Raw genomic sequence first — 15,918 nt, 5'->3', positions numbered from 1 at the left:
AACTATTTAGCAACGAAAGTTTATTAACCCAGGTTTATTAAGTCATGCTTATTAAACCAAGGGCATCAGAAGCTGTTTCATAACTGCCAGACTGCTGTGGCGACGCTAAACAAACTTGCCACACCCGCCGTTATGCAACGACTGCCGACTTCTTACTAAACCCGTGTCACTACTTCACAATACCATCGCGATTTTTACTGCAATCACTTCGATCTTTTACCGTCGACCGCAAACGGAAAAAGGCCAGTGGGATTTTCCCACCAGCCTTTAGCCCAAAACTAACAAGGGCTTGAAAAGTAGCGCTATGCCACCGAAGTCAACTATCACTCTATTGTGAAAACCTGCTGGTAAACACCAGAGTCAGTTACTTAACTTCGACAGATGCGCCGGCTTCTTCAAGCTGCTTCTTAGCTTCTTCAGCTTCTTCTTTGGTAACGCCTTCTTTGATCGGCTTAGGTGCTTCGTCCACCAGCGCCTTGGCTTCCTTCAGGCCGAGACCGGTGAGACCGCGAACAGCCTTGATGACATTGACTTTCTTGTCACCGGCTGCGGACAGAACCACATCGAACTCGGTCTTCTCTTCAGCGGCGGCGCCGGCATCGGCGGCAGGGGCAGCAGCAACGGCGACAGCAGCCTGGGCGGAAACGCCAAACTTCTCTTCCATTGCTTCAACCAGTTCAACAACGTCCATTACAGACATTTCGGCAATTGCATTTAAGATATCGTCTTTAGACAGAGCCATGACTCAAATCTCCAGATAAAAGATTGAAAACTAATAAACTCTCGAAACCGCTTCTCATCAAAAAGATAAACAACTAAGCAGCATCTTGCTTTTGGTCGCGAACAGCCGCAACTACGCGAGTAACCTTGGTCGGCACTTCGTTGAAAGTACGAACCAACTTGGTGACGGGCGCCAGCATAACGTTGGCCAGCATACCCAACGCTTGTTCCCGCGTCGGCAGCTTGGCCAGCGCATCAATTTGCGCAGCCTCAAGTTTTTTGCCACCGACAGACAGCGCCTTGACTTCAAAATTTGCATTATCTTTCGCAAAATCTTTGAAAAGACGTGCCGCCGCGCCCGGGTCTTCCATAGAAAAGCCGAACAGCGAAGGCCCCACCAGCGCGTCGTTGACACATGCGAACTCAGTCCCTTCGAAAGCGCGCTTCGCCAATGTATTGCGAACCACACGAAGGTGTACTTTATTCTCACGGGCCAATTTCCGCAGGGCAGTCATGTCTGTCACGTTCACACCGCGCGCGTCGGCGATCACCAATGACAAAGCGTTGCTCGCGGTCTCGTTAACGTCAGCGACAATCGCTTTTTTGTCTTCGAGTCCTATTGCCACGAGGTTTCTCCTGGATTTGATTAGCTTCACCTGCGCGCCACAATGGCCGCAAGGGTGTCAACTAATCGTTACTTCAACTTTCAATCGGAGCCGATCAATGGCCTCGGTTGAAAGCGGTTTCGGTGATCAAATCCAGCTCTGTAACACTGAATTGGGACACACCGTCTGCGTAGGTTCGACCCGAGAGTCTCATTAAGCGCAAGCCGGACCGGCCCGCCGTGCACCTACGGTCTTTGACAGCCGGTCGCAAAAGCACGCTTTTGCGGCAGACCCCAAAGTTCTGTTGGCAAGCCGTTAAACTTCCAGGCTTGCCTGATCAATGACCAAGCCCGGGCCCATAGTGGTGCTCAGGGATACCTTTTTCAGGTAAATACCCTTGGCCGAGGCCGGCTTGGCTTTTTTCAAATCGTTGATCAGCGCTTCAAGATTTTCCTTGAGCAGTTTCGGCTCGAACGATACCTTGCCGATACCACCATGGATAATACCGCCTTTGTCAGCGCGAAAACGCACCTGACCGGCCTTGGCATTTTTCACAGCGGTCGCCACATCCGGCGTCACCGTCCCGGTTTTCGGGTTCGGCATCAGTCCGCGGGGGCCGAGAATCTGGCCCAACTGCCCCACCACGCGCATGGCGGCAGGGTCGGCAATCACCACATCGAAATCCATCTTGCCGGCTTTTACCTGCTCGGCCAGGTCTTCCATACCGATCAGGTCGGCGCCCGCCTCTTTGGCGGCATCGGCATTGGCGCCCTGGGTAAATACGGCTACCCGCACATCTTTACCGGTGCCGTGGGGCAGTGTAGTGGCGCCGCGCACAGCCTGGTCGGATTTGCGCGGATCGATACCCAGGTTTATGGAGGCATCGACAGTTTCCGGAAACTTGACTGTGGACAGTTCTTTCAGCAGGGCTACAGCCTCGTCAATACCATAGAGCTTGGTGCTGTCGACCTTTTCTCTGATCGAGCGCTGGCGCTTGGATAACTTAGCCATCTCACACCCCCTCCACGTCGACGCCCATGGCGCGGGCGGAGCCGGCGATGGTGCGCACGGCGGCGTCCATATCGGCAGCAGTCAGATCGGGCATTTTCGCCGTCGCGATCTCCTCGAGCTGCGCGCGGTTCACCTTGCCCACCTTTTCGGTGTTGGGGCGGCCGCTGCCGCTTTTGATACCCGCCGCCTTCTTCAGCAGGAAGGACGCCGGCGGCGTTTTCATGGTGAAGGTGAAGCTGCGGTCGCTGTAGACGCTGATCACCACCGGCACCGGCGCACCCGGCTCCAGGCTCTGAGTCTGGGCATTGAACGCCTTACAGAACTCCATGATATTGACACCGTGCTGACCCAGGGCCGGCCCTACCGGCGGACTGGGGTTGGCCTGACCGGCCGCTACCTGCAGCTTAATATAAGCTTCAACTTTCTTTGCCATAGTCTATGACTCCCAAGTTTGGGTATTAGCGCCTCGGAACCGCCTCTTGGCGGAAGGGTTCGTCGCCGGCTCCCCGTTTTTTAAAGACCGTGCCCGTCACGGGCAGGTCATGCTTTCAAAAACACACAAGCCTTCCTCTGCTGCATGGCAGAAGAAGGCGGAAAATATAGACCGTCAAGCCTTCTCGACTTGACCGAACTCCAGCTCTACCGGGGTGGAGCGACCGAAGATCAGCACCGCCACCCGGAGCTTGCTCTTCTCGTAATTCACTTCCTCGACAACGCCGTTGAAGTCGTTAAACGGCCCGTCGATCACCCGTACCATTTCACCCGGCTCGAAGATGGTCTTGGGCTTGGGCTTCTCAACTGAATCGTCGACACGCTGCAGTATAGCCTCTGCTTCTTTATCCGTGATCGGCGCCGGCTTGTCGGCCTTGCCGCCGATAAACCCCATGACCCGGGGCGTGTCCTTTACCAGGTGCCAGGAGTCGTCGTTGAGCTCCATCTGCACCAGCACGTAGCCCGGAAAGAACTTGCGCTCGGAGCGGCGCTTCTGGCCGCCGCGCATCTCGATGACCTCTTCAGTAGGCACCAGGATGTCGCCGAAAAGCGCCTGCATATCGTGTAATTCAACACGCTCTTTCAGCGCCGCAGCCACTTTCTTCTCGTAGCCGGAATAAGCGTGAACCACATACCAACGTTTAGCCATGGATGACCTCTAACCGATAATCAGGGAAGCCAGCCAACCCAGCAAGGCGTCCAGCAGCCAAAGCAATATCGCCATCAATAAAACCACCGCTACCACAATGAGGGTGGTTTGATTGGTTTCCTGGCGGGACGGCCAAACCACTTTGCGCACTTCTGTCTGCGCTTCACGAAGCAGCGCCCACAACGCGGCGCCTTTGGCTGTATTGACCGCCACAAAGGCGGCAACCAAGCCGATACCCACCAACCCCAGCACCCGGTACAGCAGGGAAAAATCGGAAAAATAGGAATTCCCGACCACCCCGGCGGCCACCAGCAACAACACCAGCAGCCACTTCAGACCGTCCAAGCGAAAGCTCGGAGCTTCGACTTTTGCATTCATCGGTTGGTGTTACCTCACAAAATTGGCAGGCCAGGAGGGACTCGAACCCCCAACACCCGGTTTTGGAGACCGGTGCTCTACCAATTGAACTACTGGCCTAAACTTTTAGCCGATGGCGGGCGATCCCGCCACCGATAGTTATGTTTTATTCGATGATTTTGGCAACGACACCCGCACCAACCGTGCGGCCGCCCTCGCGGATCGCAAACCGCAGACCCTCTTCCATCGCAATCGGGGCAATCAGTGTCACCACCATCTGCACATTGTCACCCGGCATCACCATCTCGGTGCCTTCCGGCAATTCGCAGGCACCGGTCACGTCCGTGGTGCGGAAATAGAACTGCGGCCGGTAGCCTTTGAAAAACGGCGTGTGACGCCCACCTTCGTCCTTCGACAGCACATACACCTCAGACTCGAACTTGGTGTGCGGCGTGATCGAACCCGGACGCGCCAGCACCTGCCCACGCTCCACTTCTTCCCGCTTGGTGCCGCGCAGCAGTACCCCCACATTCTCACCAGCACGGCCTTCGTCCAGCAGCTTGCGGAACATCTCCACTCCGGTACAGGTGGTCTTGGTGGTCTCTTTGATACCGACGATCTCGATCTCCTCGCCCACCTTCACAATACCCCGCTCGACACGACCGGTTACCACCGTGCCGCGACCGGAGATCGAAAACACGTCCTCGATCGGCATCAGGAACGGCTGGTCCACCGCCCGCTCCGGCTCCGGAATATACTCGTCCAGGGTTTCCACCAGCTTCTTCACCGCCGTGGTACCCATCTCGTTGTCGTCTTTGCCTTCCAGCGCCATCAGCGCCGAACCGGTGATGATCGGGGTGTCGTCGCCCGGGAACTCGTACTGGTCCAGCAGCTCCCGCACTTCCATTTCCACCAGCTCCAGCAGCTCGTCGTCGTCGACCATGTCCGCCTTGTTCAGGAACACCACAATATAGGGCACGCCCACCTGCCGTGACAGCAGGATATGCTCGCGGGTCTGCGGCATCGGGCCGTCTGCCGCCGAGCACACCAGGATCGCACCGTCCATCTGCGCGGCACCGGTGATCATGTTTTTCACGTAGTCGGCGTGGCCCGGGCAGTCGACGTGGGCGTAGTGACGGCCCGGCGAGTCGTATTCCACGTGGGAGGTCGCAATCGTGATACCCCGCTCGCGCTCTTCCGGGGCATTGTCGATACCGTCGAAAGCCACCGCTTCGCCACCCCAGACTTCTGCACACACCCGCGTCAGCGCCGCGGTCAGTGTGGTTTTGCCGTGGTCGACGTGACCGATGGTGCCCACATTGACGTGGGGCTTATTACGTTCAAACTTTTCCTTTGCCATTGCGGGCGGCCTCCTCTAGTGGGACATGTAGTAAGACATGGTTATTCGCTGTAATCTCCGAACCCATGTAATCTTTGATCTCATGAGTCCAACCTAAAACGTACAACACAACTAAAACCACAAGGAATACCTCTCCCTTGCGGGATAAGAAACCTCGCGGTTAAACTGGAGCTCATAACCGGACTTGAACCGGTGACCTCTTCCTTACCAAGGAAGTGCTCTACCGACTGAGCTATATGAGCCAAAATCTACTCAGTGCCAGCCATCCTGGCGCAACCAACTGCCTCAATCAGCACCGGCCCGGCCATCCTGGCGCAGCCACCTACCCCAATCGACACCGGCCCGGCCGTCCTGGCCGCCTAACACATCATCTGGAGCGGGTAGCGGGGATCGAACCCGCATCATCAGCTTGGAAGGCTGAGGTTCTACCATTGAACTATACCCGCATAAATACCCGCAGAATCTGCACCCGCGGAGCTTTTACCCGACTCCCAGCGCTCGCACCCTCAACATTGAACCCGGATCAAAGACGAACCTGTCAAATGGGGTCTGTCGCTATCGGTCAACGGGTCGATCACCACCAAGCTGGTGGCCAAAATCAATTACCGATCCAATATTTCCAAAGCCGTCACATCGGCTTTACACTGAGCCGGCTCCAGCGCCAAACAGCCTCCAGTAGCTGACTGGCAGCGGCCTATTGCATATATATGGTGCAGGGGGGTGGATTCGAACCACCGAAGCTTGCGCGTCAGATTTACAGTCTGATCCCTTTGGCCACTCGGGAACCCCTGCGAAAGTGGCGGACATTCTCCGCCCCGACCAGGGTGCTGTCAACCGGTTTTTCTAACAATTTCACGCAGTTACAACACAAAGATCGAGAAAAATGGAGCTGGCGAGAGGAGTCGAACCCCCGACCGGCTGATTACAAGTCAGCTGCTCTACCAACTGAGCTACGCCAGCCCTACATCAGGCATTTTCCCCGCCATCCATGGCGCAGCCACCTGCCTTTGGCGACCACCGGCCCGGCCATCCCGGCCGCGCGTTCGGCGAGCTGCGTCCGCCTGCCGGCGAACGGTCTCACCTCACCCAACTGAGCTACGCCAGCCCTACATCAGGCATTTTCCCCGCCATCCATGGCGCAGCCACCTGCCTTTGGCGACCACCGGCCCGGCCATCCCGGCCGCGCGTTCGGCGAGCTGCGTCCGCCTTACACCTCCACTTATCAAGCAGAAGTTGACAGCTCACTGCTAAGTGGAGGCGGGATTCTATTGAAAGTTGTCAGTGGAAGCAACAGTTGGGCAGAAATTTTGTCGGCGTTCAATGCCGGGGTTGTCGGCAGTCACCTGAAACCACAGTTCTTCACTGATTTTGGCGGCCTGATCCGGGCGCAGCAGCGCCCAGGTCTCTTTATAGGTGCGAGCCATTTCTTTGATTTCGGCGGCATAACCCCGATTGACCATATCCTCCTGACGCCGCAATGCCAGGGCCTCCTGGCTAAACATGCCAAACGAGATACCGTTGGCGAGCTCTCCCTTGGGAATCACATAACTGTCGACACCCTTGGCCTGCAGCTCATGCAAGCGGCGCAGGGCCTCTTTGCGCGATACTTCCGGGGGCAGATACACCCAATAGCCGACCTCGCCCGGAATCTCCACATCCTGGATTTCGGCAGCGATCTCCAGGGCCGCCATGCGCTCGATAAAATACTCGGCGCGCAACAGCTTCTCAAAGGGCCCCACCAGGGTACACAGAGGCTCACCCTGAACAGCCCCGGTATTCTCCGTTAGCTGCAAACGCCCCTTTTCACGGAGCATATCGGCGAGCGCCTGCCCTTCCAGCTCGCTGAGCAGGGTGAGCCACTCCACCCCCTCGCGCTCGGCAACCACCGGCTTGGCGGTAACGGCGGGCGCCTGGGGCTCGGGATCGCGCAGCAACTGCCACGCCAGTATTACACCGTTGGCCAGCAGTAATGTCAGGAATATCCAACGCATAAGCTTTCCAGTTTCCCTGTTCTCTCGTGTTTCTTAGCGTTTCAAGGCAGCGCCAGGGCCAGCCCGTCCAGTACCAGGTCGGGGCAAATACGGGCGTCTATAGAAGATAGCAAAGCCCCCACCCGCTCCCCGTCGCCACCGGTCACCACCACGGTCACCGGCGTTTCCAGTTCAGCCACCAGGCGGCGGTACGCCTCGGTGACAAAGCCGACCGTCATCAACAGCAGACCGCGGTTGACCGCATCTGCGGTATTGTCGGCCGGATCGAGCGACGCAGCCGCCGCAGCCTCGACCTTCACCGCATCGGTGTCCCGAAACAGCGCCCGGCGCATCAACTGCAGACCCGGGACAATATACCCCCCTAAATGCAGTCCTTCATTATCTACCATATCCAGGGTAACCGCGCTGCCGCAATCCACAATCAGGCAGGCCCGCTGCCACTGCTGATAGGCTGCAAGCACCGCCAGCCAGCGATCCACCCCCATGGCAGAGGGATCCCGGTAGGCGTTGGTTACCCCCGCACAGCGGCGGGTCGTGACCGCTATTTCGGGCTCCAGTTGCCAGCGGTGCCGGCAGTGCTGCAGCAGCAGCTCAGTGCGCTCGGGCCCGGCCACACTGGCAAGGCGGATAAGCGCCGGCGCTTCGACACCCGGCGCCACCCGTGTCACCCAAGCGTCACGATACAGATGACTGTCGCCGGACAACTGCCGCCCTTGCCCGATCAGGCGCCATTTAAGACGGGTATTACCCATATCGATCTCCAGTAAGACCCCGTCACTCATGCGGTGGGCCTCAGAGAAATCTCACCGCCACTGAAAACCTGCTCGCGGCCGTCGACCAATATCCGCAGCCCCCCGGTTTCCGTCACCCCGCAGGCCGCCCCCAGCACCGACTCCGTAGCCGTTCGCAGCTCCACCTGGCAGTTGCGGTAGGCGTCGAGGGACTCCCACTCCTCCCGCAGACAGGCGAACCCGCGCGCCTGGAAATCGTCCAGCAAGGGTAACAGGTGGTTTAAAAGCTGCGCCACCAATTGATTGCGGGAACAGCGCCCCACGATAGTCTCCATATCCACCCAGGCCTGATCAATAGCGGCGCCGGCGACAGCGGGCATGGTGACATTGATACCGATACCGCTGACCACCTGGCAAAAACTGCTGACGTCGCCGGTCATCTCCAACAGAATGCCGGCCAGTTTGCGCCCCCGCCACAGTACGTCGTTGGGCCATTTAAGCCGGATATCGTCGAGCCTGGTGCCGGCGTCACCGGCCGTCGCGGCGAGATCGCGCAGGGCCCGGGTCACTGCAACGCTGACCGCCAGGCTCAAGCCCTCCAACACGGCCGCGCCGCCATCAAACCCCCAGACCACCGACAGATAGATATTCCTGCCGAAGGGACTGACCCACGCGCGCCCGCGGCGGCCTTTGCCGGCGGTCTGCTGCTCAGCCAGGCAGATATACCCCCTGGCGTTGCCCGCCGCCGCCCGGGCCAGGGCGCGGGTATTGGTAGAGTCGATGACCGATTGAATATCCAACTCTACCGCCAGTGCCCGCGCCGCCGGATTCAAGGCGGCATCAATGGCATCGGCATCGAGGAGTTCAAGGCCACCTTCCAGGCAGTAACCCCGCCCCTTCACCGAGGTCAGCACCAGACCCAGCGGCTCCAGTTTACGCAGGTGCTTCCACACCGCGGTGCGGCTGACACCCAATACCTCACCCAGCTCTTCGCCGGAGTGAAACCTGCCGTCGGCCAGCAGCTTTAGTAGTGAGTTGATATCCATTAATGACCTTAGATGTTTGCCTGCGGTTGACAGCTTACGGCCGGTCGGCGTGAAATGGCGCTGTTGTATTATGGCGTTATGTGAACTCCATTACTCTACATAACGGCGATGATAGCGATCCCCCAGACTGGTAAGGGTCTCGTAACCCAGAGCACCGACTCTGGCGCTGACCTCATCCACATCCAGCGAGGGGCCGAGCACCTGAATATGACCGCCCCCGGCCGGGGGCAGCTGTTCGACCGGCACCTCAGTGATGTCGAAAATGGTCGAGTCCATGGAGATACGGCCGACCACCGGCACCCGCCGACCCGCCAGTATCCCAAAACCATCACTGCCGACAATGCGATGGATACCGTCGGCATAGCCCCCCAGGGCCACCGCCAACCGCGCCGGCCGCTCCAGGGTATAGGTGGCGCTGTAGCCGACGCTGACACCGGCACGGGGAACATCCCGCACCTGGATAATCGGCAGGCGCAACTCGACCACCGGCTCGACAATACTGCTGGCTCCGGGCTGCGGATTGACGCCGTAGAGCGCGGCACCGGGCCTCACCAGATCGAACTGCCAGTCCTCCCCCAGGCAGATGCCGGAGGAGTTGGCCAGGCTGAGCCTGATTTCCGGGCATAGCGTGCGCATCTTTTCCAGTGCCCACTGAAACCGCTGTAACTGGTGGCTATTCAGCGGGTGCTCCGGCTCGTCGGCACAGGCCAGATGACTCATAAACAATATCGGGTTGCAGTCGAGCAATAGCTGCCGTTCATCACACAGACGCTCGAACACACCGAGATCGAGACCCAGCCGCGTCATGCCGGTATCGACCTTGATCGCGCAGGGCGCTGACCCGGCCAGCTCGCGCCAGCGTTGCAATTGCTCGACAGTGAATAGAACCGGTACCAGTCCCCGGCTCAGACAGTCGGCTTCACGGCCGCGGCCAACACCGGCGAGCACGTACAGTGTGGCGTTGCGAGGCAAGTAAGCGCGCGCGCTGACGCCCTCGTCGACGGTGGCCACAAAGAAGCTGCGGCACCCGGCAGCGTACAGACTCGGCGCCACGCGCTCGCTGCCGAGGCCATAGGCGCTGGCCTTGATGACCGCACCACACTCGGTACCGGGTTTTAACTGGCGGCACATGGCGTGCCAATTGCGTTGGATAGAGGCTAAATCTATGGTCAGGATGCCGTCGCGCATTAACTTCTCGCCACCGCTCGCGGCGGTGTTGCTGTCCGGTGTCGGCCATATCTGGCCCGAAGGGCGCATCTAAACAAATAAAACCCGACTTAGGCAAGCCCAGGCGCCGAACGGCTAGTGGTAAACACAGGTACCAGCGGCAAGAGCGGCAGTGGCCGGTAGGCTTTCTCCTGACTACACACTCAGAGAGATGGGGTCGGCTACTAGTTAAAAATACTGAAGGTAGGTCTGCCTCGGGATGGCGCTTTCAGAAACTCTCGACAGCAGGGATGCTGTCGTGAAGCCCCCAGGGACGGGTTGAGGGGGGGGGCGCCTAGCCCGTGTTTCTGAAAGCGCCATCCCGAGGCAGGCCGGTCAATTGGCACTTTTTACTGAAACACCGCCAACACCACCAACACCACCAGCAAAAGTAGGTGCTTTAGGCAAAAGCGAGTGCCATTGGCGCCGGAGGCGACTTGCACTTTACACGAACACTGTTTATATATACAGTATTAATCCGATTGACTGACCCGATCCACTGCCCCATGCTCGACCAACTCTTTGACCGCGGCCAGGTCTGGCAACGGCACCAATACAGCTCTCCCCCGGCCATTGACACCGGCTTTGCCACCTTGAACCAGCACCTGCCGGGCGCCGGCTGGCCAGCCGCCGGGGTCACTGAAATTCTTTACCCGCAGCATGGTATCGGGGAGTTGAGCCTGCTGCTGCCAAGCCTGGCAAAGCTCAGCCAAAGGGAACTGTGGATTATCTGGGTAGGACCGCCCTGGCGTCTGAACGCCCCGGCACTGGCTGCCGCCGGTGTCGATGTCAGACGCATACTGGTGGTCTCGCCGGCCCAAAATACCGGTATCCTCTGGGCCCTTGAGGAGGGACTGAAAAGTGGCGCCGCCAGCGCCGTACTGGGCTGGCCACAACAAGCCAGCAGCACCCAGGTACGGCGGTTGCAGATTTGCGCGGCGCAACACGAGGTGCCCTGCTTCGTATTCAGGCACCAGCGCCCGGGCGGACAGAACCAGCAGACCCCCAGTGCCCTGCGGCTGCAACTAAAACCATTGAGCACCGATCGGGTTGAAATTCGTATTCTGAAACAGCGCCGGGGGTGGCCCGCAGCACCTTTTCCATTCACCCTGCAGCGCTGTCCCGCATTTCGCTATCCCGCCGGCAGCACTCCCAGCACAGGTGACGCAGGCAGAGCGGGCGGACTGGGCGGGTCAGGTAATAAATAGCTGCACCATGAACTGGCTATACGCGCACCTGCCCCACTTGTATGCAGAGACCTGGTTACCACAATTTCACACCGGTGAGCCCGTGGCGCTGATTCGGGATCACAACCACCTGATCGAGGATGCAAACGACGCCGCCAAAGCCTGCGGCGTGGATGTCGATATGTCGCTGAATACGGCGTTTTGCCTGTGTCCCGGCCTCCAGGTCACCCCGCGGGACCCGTGCCGGCAACAGCGGGCGCTGGAGCGGGCGGCCGTCATTGCATCGCGCTATTCCGCCTGGCTCGGCCTCGATGCCGCCGACGGTCTTTATCTTGAAATTGCCTCCATGAAAAGGCTGCTGGGGGGTGTAGCGCAGATTCAGCACAGACTGCAGCTGGCATTGCAACAAATGGGGTACAGCGCCGTGATCGCAGTGGCGCCGCAACCCAAGGCGGCGCGGCTGCTGGCGCGGGCCGGGCAGCACCGCTGTTGTGACCAGGAGCAACTCATACAGGCACTGGCCGATATTCCGTTCACAGCACTCGGTATCGAGGCAAAAACCGAACTGCGACTGGCCAAGCTGGGCCTCGCCACAGTGCAGGACCTGGTGCAACTGCCGAGCGGCGATTTGAGTTATCGCGTAGATGCCGAGTTAACCCTTTACCTGGACCAGATCAGCGGTCGCAAACCCTGGTTGCCGCCGCCCTTCAAGGCGGCGGAGCGCTTTCACTGGTATATGGACCTGGAACAGGAGTTCGAAAGCCTGGAGCCACTGCGGTTCTACCTGGCACAGGGTGTCGGCCAATTCTGTCGTTTTCTGCAAAAGCGCTGCCTGGCGGCGCAGGTGCTGCGCTTGAAATTGCAGCACCGGCACCGGGCCCCAAGCTGTGTGGATATCAAACTTGCCAATATCGACAATCGCCCGGAATCCTGGCAGTACATGCTCAACAGCACCGTCAATCGCCTTGAGCTGGCCGCGCCGATTACGGCCATGCAACTGTCGGCGGCACTGTTCGAGCCGCTCGATGACCGGGACCTTCATTTGTTCAACAACGTATCGCAGGAGTGCGATCAGAAAAAGACCCAACTGCTCAATCGCCTCAGCGCGCGCCTGGGTATACACAATGTGCACTTCTTGCAGATCAGCACCGACCCCAGACCGGAATTCCAGACTATCTGCGCCAGCCAACCCGCGGCTCAGGCGCAACGCCCGGCAGCGGCGCTGGTTGCCCCGCTGTGGCTGCTGCCGCAACCGCAGCCTGTTGCCATCGATCGCTACATAATCCAGCGGGGGCCGGTGCGTCTCACCAGCGGCTGGTGGGACCGTAACGCGGCGCACAGGGATTACTATGTGGCCGGCGACAGCGGGCTGACCACACAATGGCTGTTTCGCGATAGCGACGGCACCTGGTACCAGCATGGTTGGTTCGCCTGACGCCGGCAGCCGCAAGCAGAGTCGGGCAGAGCCCGGCTTTGTCGAGCTGCATTGTATTTCCAACTACAGCTTTTTGCGGGGTGCGTCGCATCCCGAGGAACTGGTGCACCAGGCAATGACGGCGGGCTATGCGGGCCTGGCACTTACCGACGAGTGCTCGGTGGCGGGCGTGGTAAAAGCCTGGCAGCAATTGCAGCAGCAACCGGTCGAGAATTTTTCCCTGATTATCGGCAGCGAATTCCGTTACCGCAACGAGTGCTTTGTGGTGTTGGCGACAGACAAACTGGCCTATAGCGAGCTGTGCCGGTTGATTTCCGCCTGTCGCCAGGCCGCACCGAAAGGCGATTATGTCTTTCACCCGCGGGACCTGGTGCAATATATCCGGCGCGGGCTCCTGCTGTGGCGGCCCGCCACAGCAGCACCGGACTACCTGCCGGCACTGACCGCGCACTTTCGCGGCCGCTTCTGGCTGCTGGTGGAACTGTCACTGACCGACGCCGACGAACCCCACCAGCGCCAGGTGGAAACTATAGCCAGGGACGTCGAGCTGCCTATTGTTTGCAGCAACAATGTGCATATGCATGATCCGAAACGCAAGATGCTACAGGATACGCTCACCGCCATTCGACTCAACCGAACGGTTACCGAGATAAAACAGCATTTATTGCCAAACGCGGAAAACTATCTGCGTCCGTTAAAGAACGTCCGAAAGATTTATAAGCAGGCTTATATTCTTGAAAGCCTGGTCATTGCTGAGCGCTGCCACTTCAGGCTGGAAGAAATCAAATACCTGTACCCCAAAACCTGCGTACCGGCGGGCTTGTGCGCCCGGGATTATTTGCGCCAGGCAACTTACGAAGGCGCACGTCGACGCTATGGCGACACCGTGCCCGAGCAGGTCAAAGCCACAATCGAAAAAGAGCTGGGCATCATCGCCGAGCTGAACTATGAGTACTACTTCCTGACTATTTACGACATTGTAAAACAGGCACGGAAGATGGGCATTCTCTGCCAGGGACGCGGCTCGGCCGCCAACTCAGTGGTCTGCTACTGTCTGCATATCACGGAGGTCGACCCCACTGAGGTCAGCCTGTTGTTCGAGCGATTTATTTCCAGGCGCCGCAATGAACCGCCGGATATCGATGTGGATTTTGAAAATGCGCGCCGCGAGGAAGTCATTCAATATATCTACGAGAAATATGGCAGGGATCACTGCGCCATAGCGGCGACCGTGATTACCTACCGAGCCAAAAGTGCGCTGCGGGATCTGGCAAAGGCGCTGGGCATCAATATGCTGCAACTGGAAAACGTGATCGCCAATTACGGCTGGCGCTACCGGGATAAACACAATTGGGTTGACGAGGTCATTACACCGGCGCTGTCGCTGGACAATCATATGCTCGATTGCTTCAAACAATTACTGACCGAGTTGGTCGGCTTCCCCCGCCATCTTTCCCAGCATGTCGGCGGGTTTGTCATTTCCGAGCCGCCGCTGATCGACCTGGTGCCGATTGAGAATGCGGCGATGGCGGATCGCACCGTTATTCAATGGGACAAAGAAGACCTGGAAGCGCTCGGACTGATGAAGGTCGATGTGCTGGCGCTGGGCATGCTGACAGCATTGCGCAAGTGTTTCACCTATATCAGTACAGCCAGCGGCAAGCCTGTTGCCATGTCGAGCATCCCACGGGACGACCCCAGGGTTTACGGCATGCTGCAAAAGGCCGACACCGTCGGTTTGTTTCAGGTTGAGTCGCGGGCGCAGATGAATATGCTGCCGCGGCTCAGGCCGGAAAAGTACTATGACCTGGTGGTGCAGGTGGCCATCGTCAGGCCCGGTCCCATTCACGGCGATATGGTACATCCTTATTTGCGTCGCAAACATGGAGAGGAACGTGTAGATGTGCCCCTGAAAGAACTCGAACCCATCTTAAACCGAACTTATGGCGTGCCCATTTTTCAGGAACAGGTCATTGCCCTGGCGATCAAAGGCGCCGACTTTACCCCCGATGAAGCCGAGGAACTGCGCCGCTCCATGGCGAGTTGGAAGCGCGAAGGCCATATGCACAGACTGCGGCAAAAACTGACCGATAATTTACTGCGCAAAGGGGTCAGCCAGGACTATGTCGAGAGAATCTGCCGGCAGATTGAGGGGTTTGGCGAATACGGTTTTCCGGAATCCCACGCCGCCAGTTTTGCCCTGCTGGCCTACGCGTCGGCCTGGCTGAAATACTACCACCCGACCGCCTTTCTCTGCGCCCTGCTCAACAGCCAGCCGATGGGGTTTTACCGGCCCTGGCAGTTGATCCAGGACGCCCAGCGTCACGGCGTTACAGTCTTGCCCGTCGACATCAACCGCAGCGAGTGGGACTATACGCTGGAGCGCCGGGGGGAGGTATTGCGGCTCGGTTTGCGCAGCATCAAAGGGTTGTCTGAGCCGGCAGCCGAGTTGATCTGCCGCCACCGGCCGGCGCGGGGATATGCCGCTGTTGAGGATTTGTTCGCTATTCCCGGCATTGACAAAGACACTCTGGAGACACTGGCCTCCGCCAACGCCCTGGCGCCCCTCGGCGGGCATCGCTTTCAACAGCGCTGGAACACCTCCGGCTTTGATTTCTACCGTGGACTGTTTGCCGCGCAGGCGCCGCAGGGCTATCAAATCAGAGAGCCGAGTCGGATTGAAGATTTATTTGAAGACCATGCCATGCTCGGATTCAGCCTGCACGACCACCCGATGGCTTACCTCAGAGACCAGGGGGTTCTCAGTGATTGCATTGCAGCGGAGTTGCTCGGTGAGGTTCAATCGGGCACGGAACTCTATATCGCCGGTGTCGTTATTAACCGCCAGCGGCCAAAAACCTCCGCCGGGGTGACATTTCTGACACTCGAAGACGAGACCGGCTCAATGAATGTGATCATCTGGCTGCAAAACGCGTTGCGGCAGATGGAAGAACTGGTAAAGGCCAGAATCTTGAAAATCTATGGCCTGCTGGAACAGGACAAGAGCGGCGGCGTAATTCATGTGATCGCCTATCGGCTGTTCGATATCAGCAGCCAGCTTGAACGCTTTAGCAGCAAGTCCAGGGATTATCATTAAGTGGTGCTATTGTTCACACCCTCCGCTGTGA

14 protein-coding genes and 5 tRNA genes are annotated in these 15,918 nt (G+C 58.6%); 3 read left to right on the top strand and 16 right to left on the bottom strand.

Going from position 1 to position 15,918, the window contains the following annotated elements:
* Positions 1-364: 364 nt before the first annotated feature.
* From rplL to alr, 16 genes are all read right to left on the bottom strand, one after another.
* On the bottom strand, positions 365-742 hold the full coding sequence (rplL, locus tag FKG94_RS25615) for a 50S ribosomal protein L7/L12 (RefSeq protein WP_142929802.1): 378 nt from the start codon (positions 740-742) through the stop codon (positions 365-367).
* Between the two features lie 73 nt (positions 743-815).
* Positions 816-1,346 carry a 50S ribosomal protein L10 gene (gene rplJ / locus FKG94_RS25610; RefSeq protein ID WP_142929801.1) on the bottom strand — a complete coding sequence of 177 codons (531 nt, stop codon included), beginning with the start codon at positions 1,344-1,346 and terminating at the stop codon, positions 816-818.
* Positions 1,347-1,640: 294 nt separating this feature from the next.
* Entirely contained in the window at positions 1,641-2,336 is a 696-nt protein-coding gene (gene rplA, locus FKG94_RS25605) for a 50S ribosomal protein L1 (RefSeq protein ID WP_142929800.1), read from the bottom strand.
* 1 nt (position 2,337) lies between these two features.
* Positions 2,338-2,769: a 50S ribosomal protein L11 gene (gene rplK, locus FKG94_RS25600; RefSeq protein WP_142929799.1), complete on the bottom strand. Its 432-nt coding sequence runs from the start codon at positions 2,767-2,769 to the stop codon at positions 2,338-2,340.
* Between the two features lie 174 nt (positions 2,770-2,943).
* Positions 2,944-3,477, bottom strand: coding sequence for a transcription termination/antitermination protein NusG (gene nusG / locus FKG94_RS25595; RefSeq protein WP_142929798.1), 534 nt, complete (start codon positions 3,475-3,477; stop codon positions 2,944-2,946).
* Positions 3,478-3,486: 9 nt separating this feature from the next.
* Positions 3,487-3,855, bottom strand: a complete 369-nt coding sequence (gene secE, locus FKG94_RS25590) for a preprotein translocase subunit SecE (protein WP_142929797.1) — start codon at positions 3,853-3,855, stop codon at positions 3,487-3,489.
* Between the two features lie 23 nt (positions 3,856-3,878).
* Positions 3,879-3,954, bottom strand: a tRNA-Trp gene (locus FKG94_RS25585).
* A gap of 46 nt (positions 3,955-4,000) precedes the next feature.
* Complete coding sequence (gene tuf / locus FKG94_RS25580; protein WP_142929796.1) at positions 4,001-5,194, bottom strand: elongation factor Tu; 1,194 nt, start codon at positions 5,192-5,194, stop codon at positions 4,001-4,003.
* 166 nt (positions 5,195-5,360) lie between these two features.
* Positions 5,361-5,436, bottom strand: a tRNA-Thr gene (locus FKG94_RS25575).
* A 130-nt stretch (positions 5,437-5,566) separates the two neighbouring features.
* Positions 5,567-5,640: transfer RNA gene (locus tag FKG94_RS25570), tRNA-Gly, on the bottom strand.
* A 262-nt stretch (positions 5,641-5,902) separates the two neighbouring features.
* A tRNA-Tyr gene (locus FKG94_RS25565) sits at positions 5,903-5,986 on the bottom strand.
* A gap of 92 nt (positions 5,987-6,078) precedes the next feature.
* Positions 6,079-6,154: transfer RNA gene (locus tag FKG94_RS25560), tRNA-Thr, on the bottom strand.
* A 305-nt stretch (positions 6,155-6,459) separates the two neighbouring features.
* Positions 6,460-7,185 carry an SPOR domain-containing protein gene (locus FKG94_RS25555; RefSeq protein ID WP_142929795.1) on the bottom strand — a complete coding sequence of 242 codons (726 nt, stop codon included), beginning with the start codon at positions 7,183-7,185 and terminating at the stop codon, positions 6,460-6,462.
* Positions 7,186-7,226: 41 nt separating this feature from the next.
* Complete coding sequence (locus FKG94_RS25550) at positions 7,227-7,967, bottom strand: type III pantothenate kinase (protein ID WP_142929794.1); 741 nt, start codon at positions 7,965-7,967, stop codon at positions 7,227-7,229.
* Positions 7,964-8,962: a bifunctional biotin--[acetyl-CoA-carboxylase] ligase/biotin operon repressor BirA gene (gene birA, locus FKG94_RS25545; protein WP_142929793.1), complete on the bottom strand. Its 999-nt coding sequence runs from the start codon at positions 8,960-8,962 to the stop codon at positions 7,964-7,966. The genes FKG94_RS25550 and birA overlap by 4 nt, the downstream gene beginning before the upstream one ends.
* 90 nt (positions 8,963-9,052) lie before the next feature.
* Complete coding sequence (gene alr / locus FKG94_RS25540) at positions 9,053-10,219, bottom strand: alanine racemase (protein ID WP_246125401.1); 1,167 nt, start codon at positions 10,217-10,219, stop codon at positions 9,053-9,055.
* Between the two features lie 431 nt (positions 10,220-10,650).
* Between alr and imuA the strand changes: the two genes are divergently transcribed.
* The 3 genes from imuA to FKG94_RS25525 are packed head-to-tail and all read left to right on the top strand — an operon-like array spanning position 10,651 to position 15,887.
* Positions 10,651-11,376, top strand: coding sequence for a translesion DNA synthesis-associated protein ImuA (gene imuA, locus FKG94_RS25535; RefSeq protein ID WP_142929792.1), 726 nt, complete (start codon positions 10,651-10,653; stop codon positions 11,374-11,376).
* 7 nt (positions 11,377-11,383) lie between these two features.
* Complete coding sequence (locus tag FKG94_RS25530) at positions 11,384-12,790, top strand: Y-family DNA polymerase (RefSeq protein ID WP_142929791.1); 1,407 nt, start codon at positions 11,384-11,386, stop codon at positions 12,788-12,790.
* Entirely contained in the window at positions 12,774-15,887 is a 3,114-nt protein-coding gene (locus FKG94_RS25525; protein WP_142929790.1) for an error-prone DNA polymerase, read from the top strand. Before FKG94_RS25530 ends, FKG94_RS25525 begins: the two co-directional genes overlap by 17 nt.
* The last annotated feature ends 31 nt before the right edge of the window (positions 15,888-15,918 follow it).

It is taken from the genome of Exilibacterium tricleocarpae, from assembly GCF_007004655.1.
Taxonomy (GTDB): Bacteria; Pseudomonadota; Gammaproteobacteria; order Pseudomonadales; family Cellvibrionaceae; genus Exilibacterium; species Exilibacterium tricleocarpae.
This window is presented reverse-complemented; position numbering and strand designations above follow the sequence as displayed.

Excerpts from the sequence above, each read along its gene's own strand:
- alr (WP_246125401.1), bottom strand. The coding sequence starts at position 10,219 with ATGCGCCCTTCGGGCCAGATATGGCCGACACCGGACAGCAACACCGCC.
- nusG (WP_142929798.1), bottom strand. The coding sequence starts at position 3,477 with ATGGCTAAACGTTGGTATGTGGTTCACGCTTATTCCGGCTACGAGAAG.
- FKG94_RS25525 (WP_142929790.1), top strand. The coding sequence starts at position 12,774 with ATGGTTGGTTCGCCTGACGCCGGCAGCCGCAAGCAGAGTCGGGCAGAG.
- FKG94_RS25550 (WP_142929794.1), bottom strand. The coding sequence starts at position 7,967 with ATGAGTGACGGGGTCTTACTGGAGATCGATATGGGTAATACCCGTCTT.
- FKG94_RS25555 (WP_142929795.1), bottom strand. The coding sequence starts at position 7,185 with ATGCGTTGGATATTCCTGACATTACTGCTGGCCAACGGTGTAATACTG.
- birA (WP_142929793.1), bottom strand. The coding sequence starts at position 8,962 with ATGGATATCAACTCACTACTAAAGCTGCTGGCCGACGGCAGGTTTCAC.
- tuf (WP_142929796.1), bottom strand. The coding sequence starts at position 5,194 with ATGGCAAAGGAAAAGTTTGAACGTAATAAGCCCCACGTCAATGTGGGC.
- FKG94_RS25530 (WP_142929791.1), top strand. The coding sequence starts at position 11,384 with ATGAACTGGCTATACGCGCACCTGCCCCACTTGTATGCAGAGACCTGG.
- rplL (WP_142929802.1), bottom strand. The coding sequence starts at position 742 with ATGGCTCTGTCTAAAGACGATATCTTAAATGCAATTGCCGAAATGTCT.
- secE (WP_142929797.1), bottom strand. The coding sequence starts at position 3,855 with ATGAATGCAAAAGTCGAAGCTCCGAGCTTTCGCTTGGACGGTCTGAAG.
- rplK (WP_142929799.1), bottom strand. The coding sequence starts at position 2,769 with ATGGCAAAGAAAGTTGAAGCTTATATTAAGCTGCAGGTAGCGGCCGGT.
- rplA (WP_142929800.1), bottom strand. The coding sequence starts at position 2,336 with ATGGCTAAGTTATCCAAGCGCCAGCGCTCGATCAGAGAAAAGGTCGAC.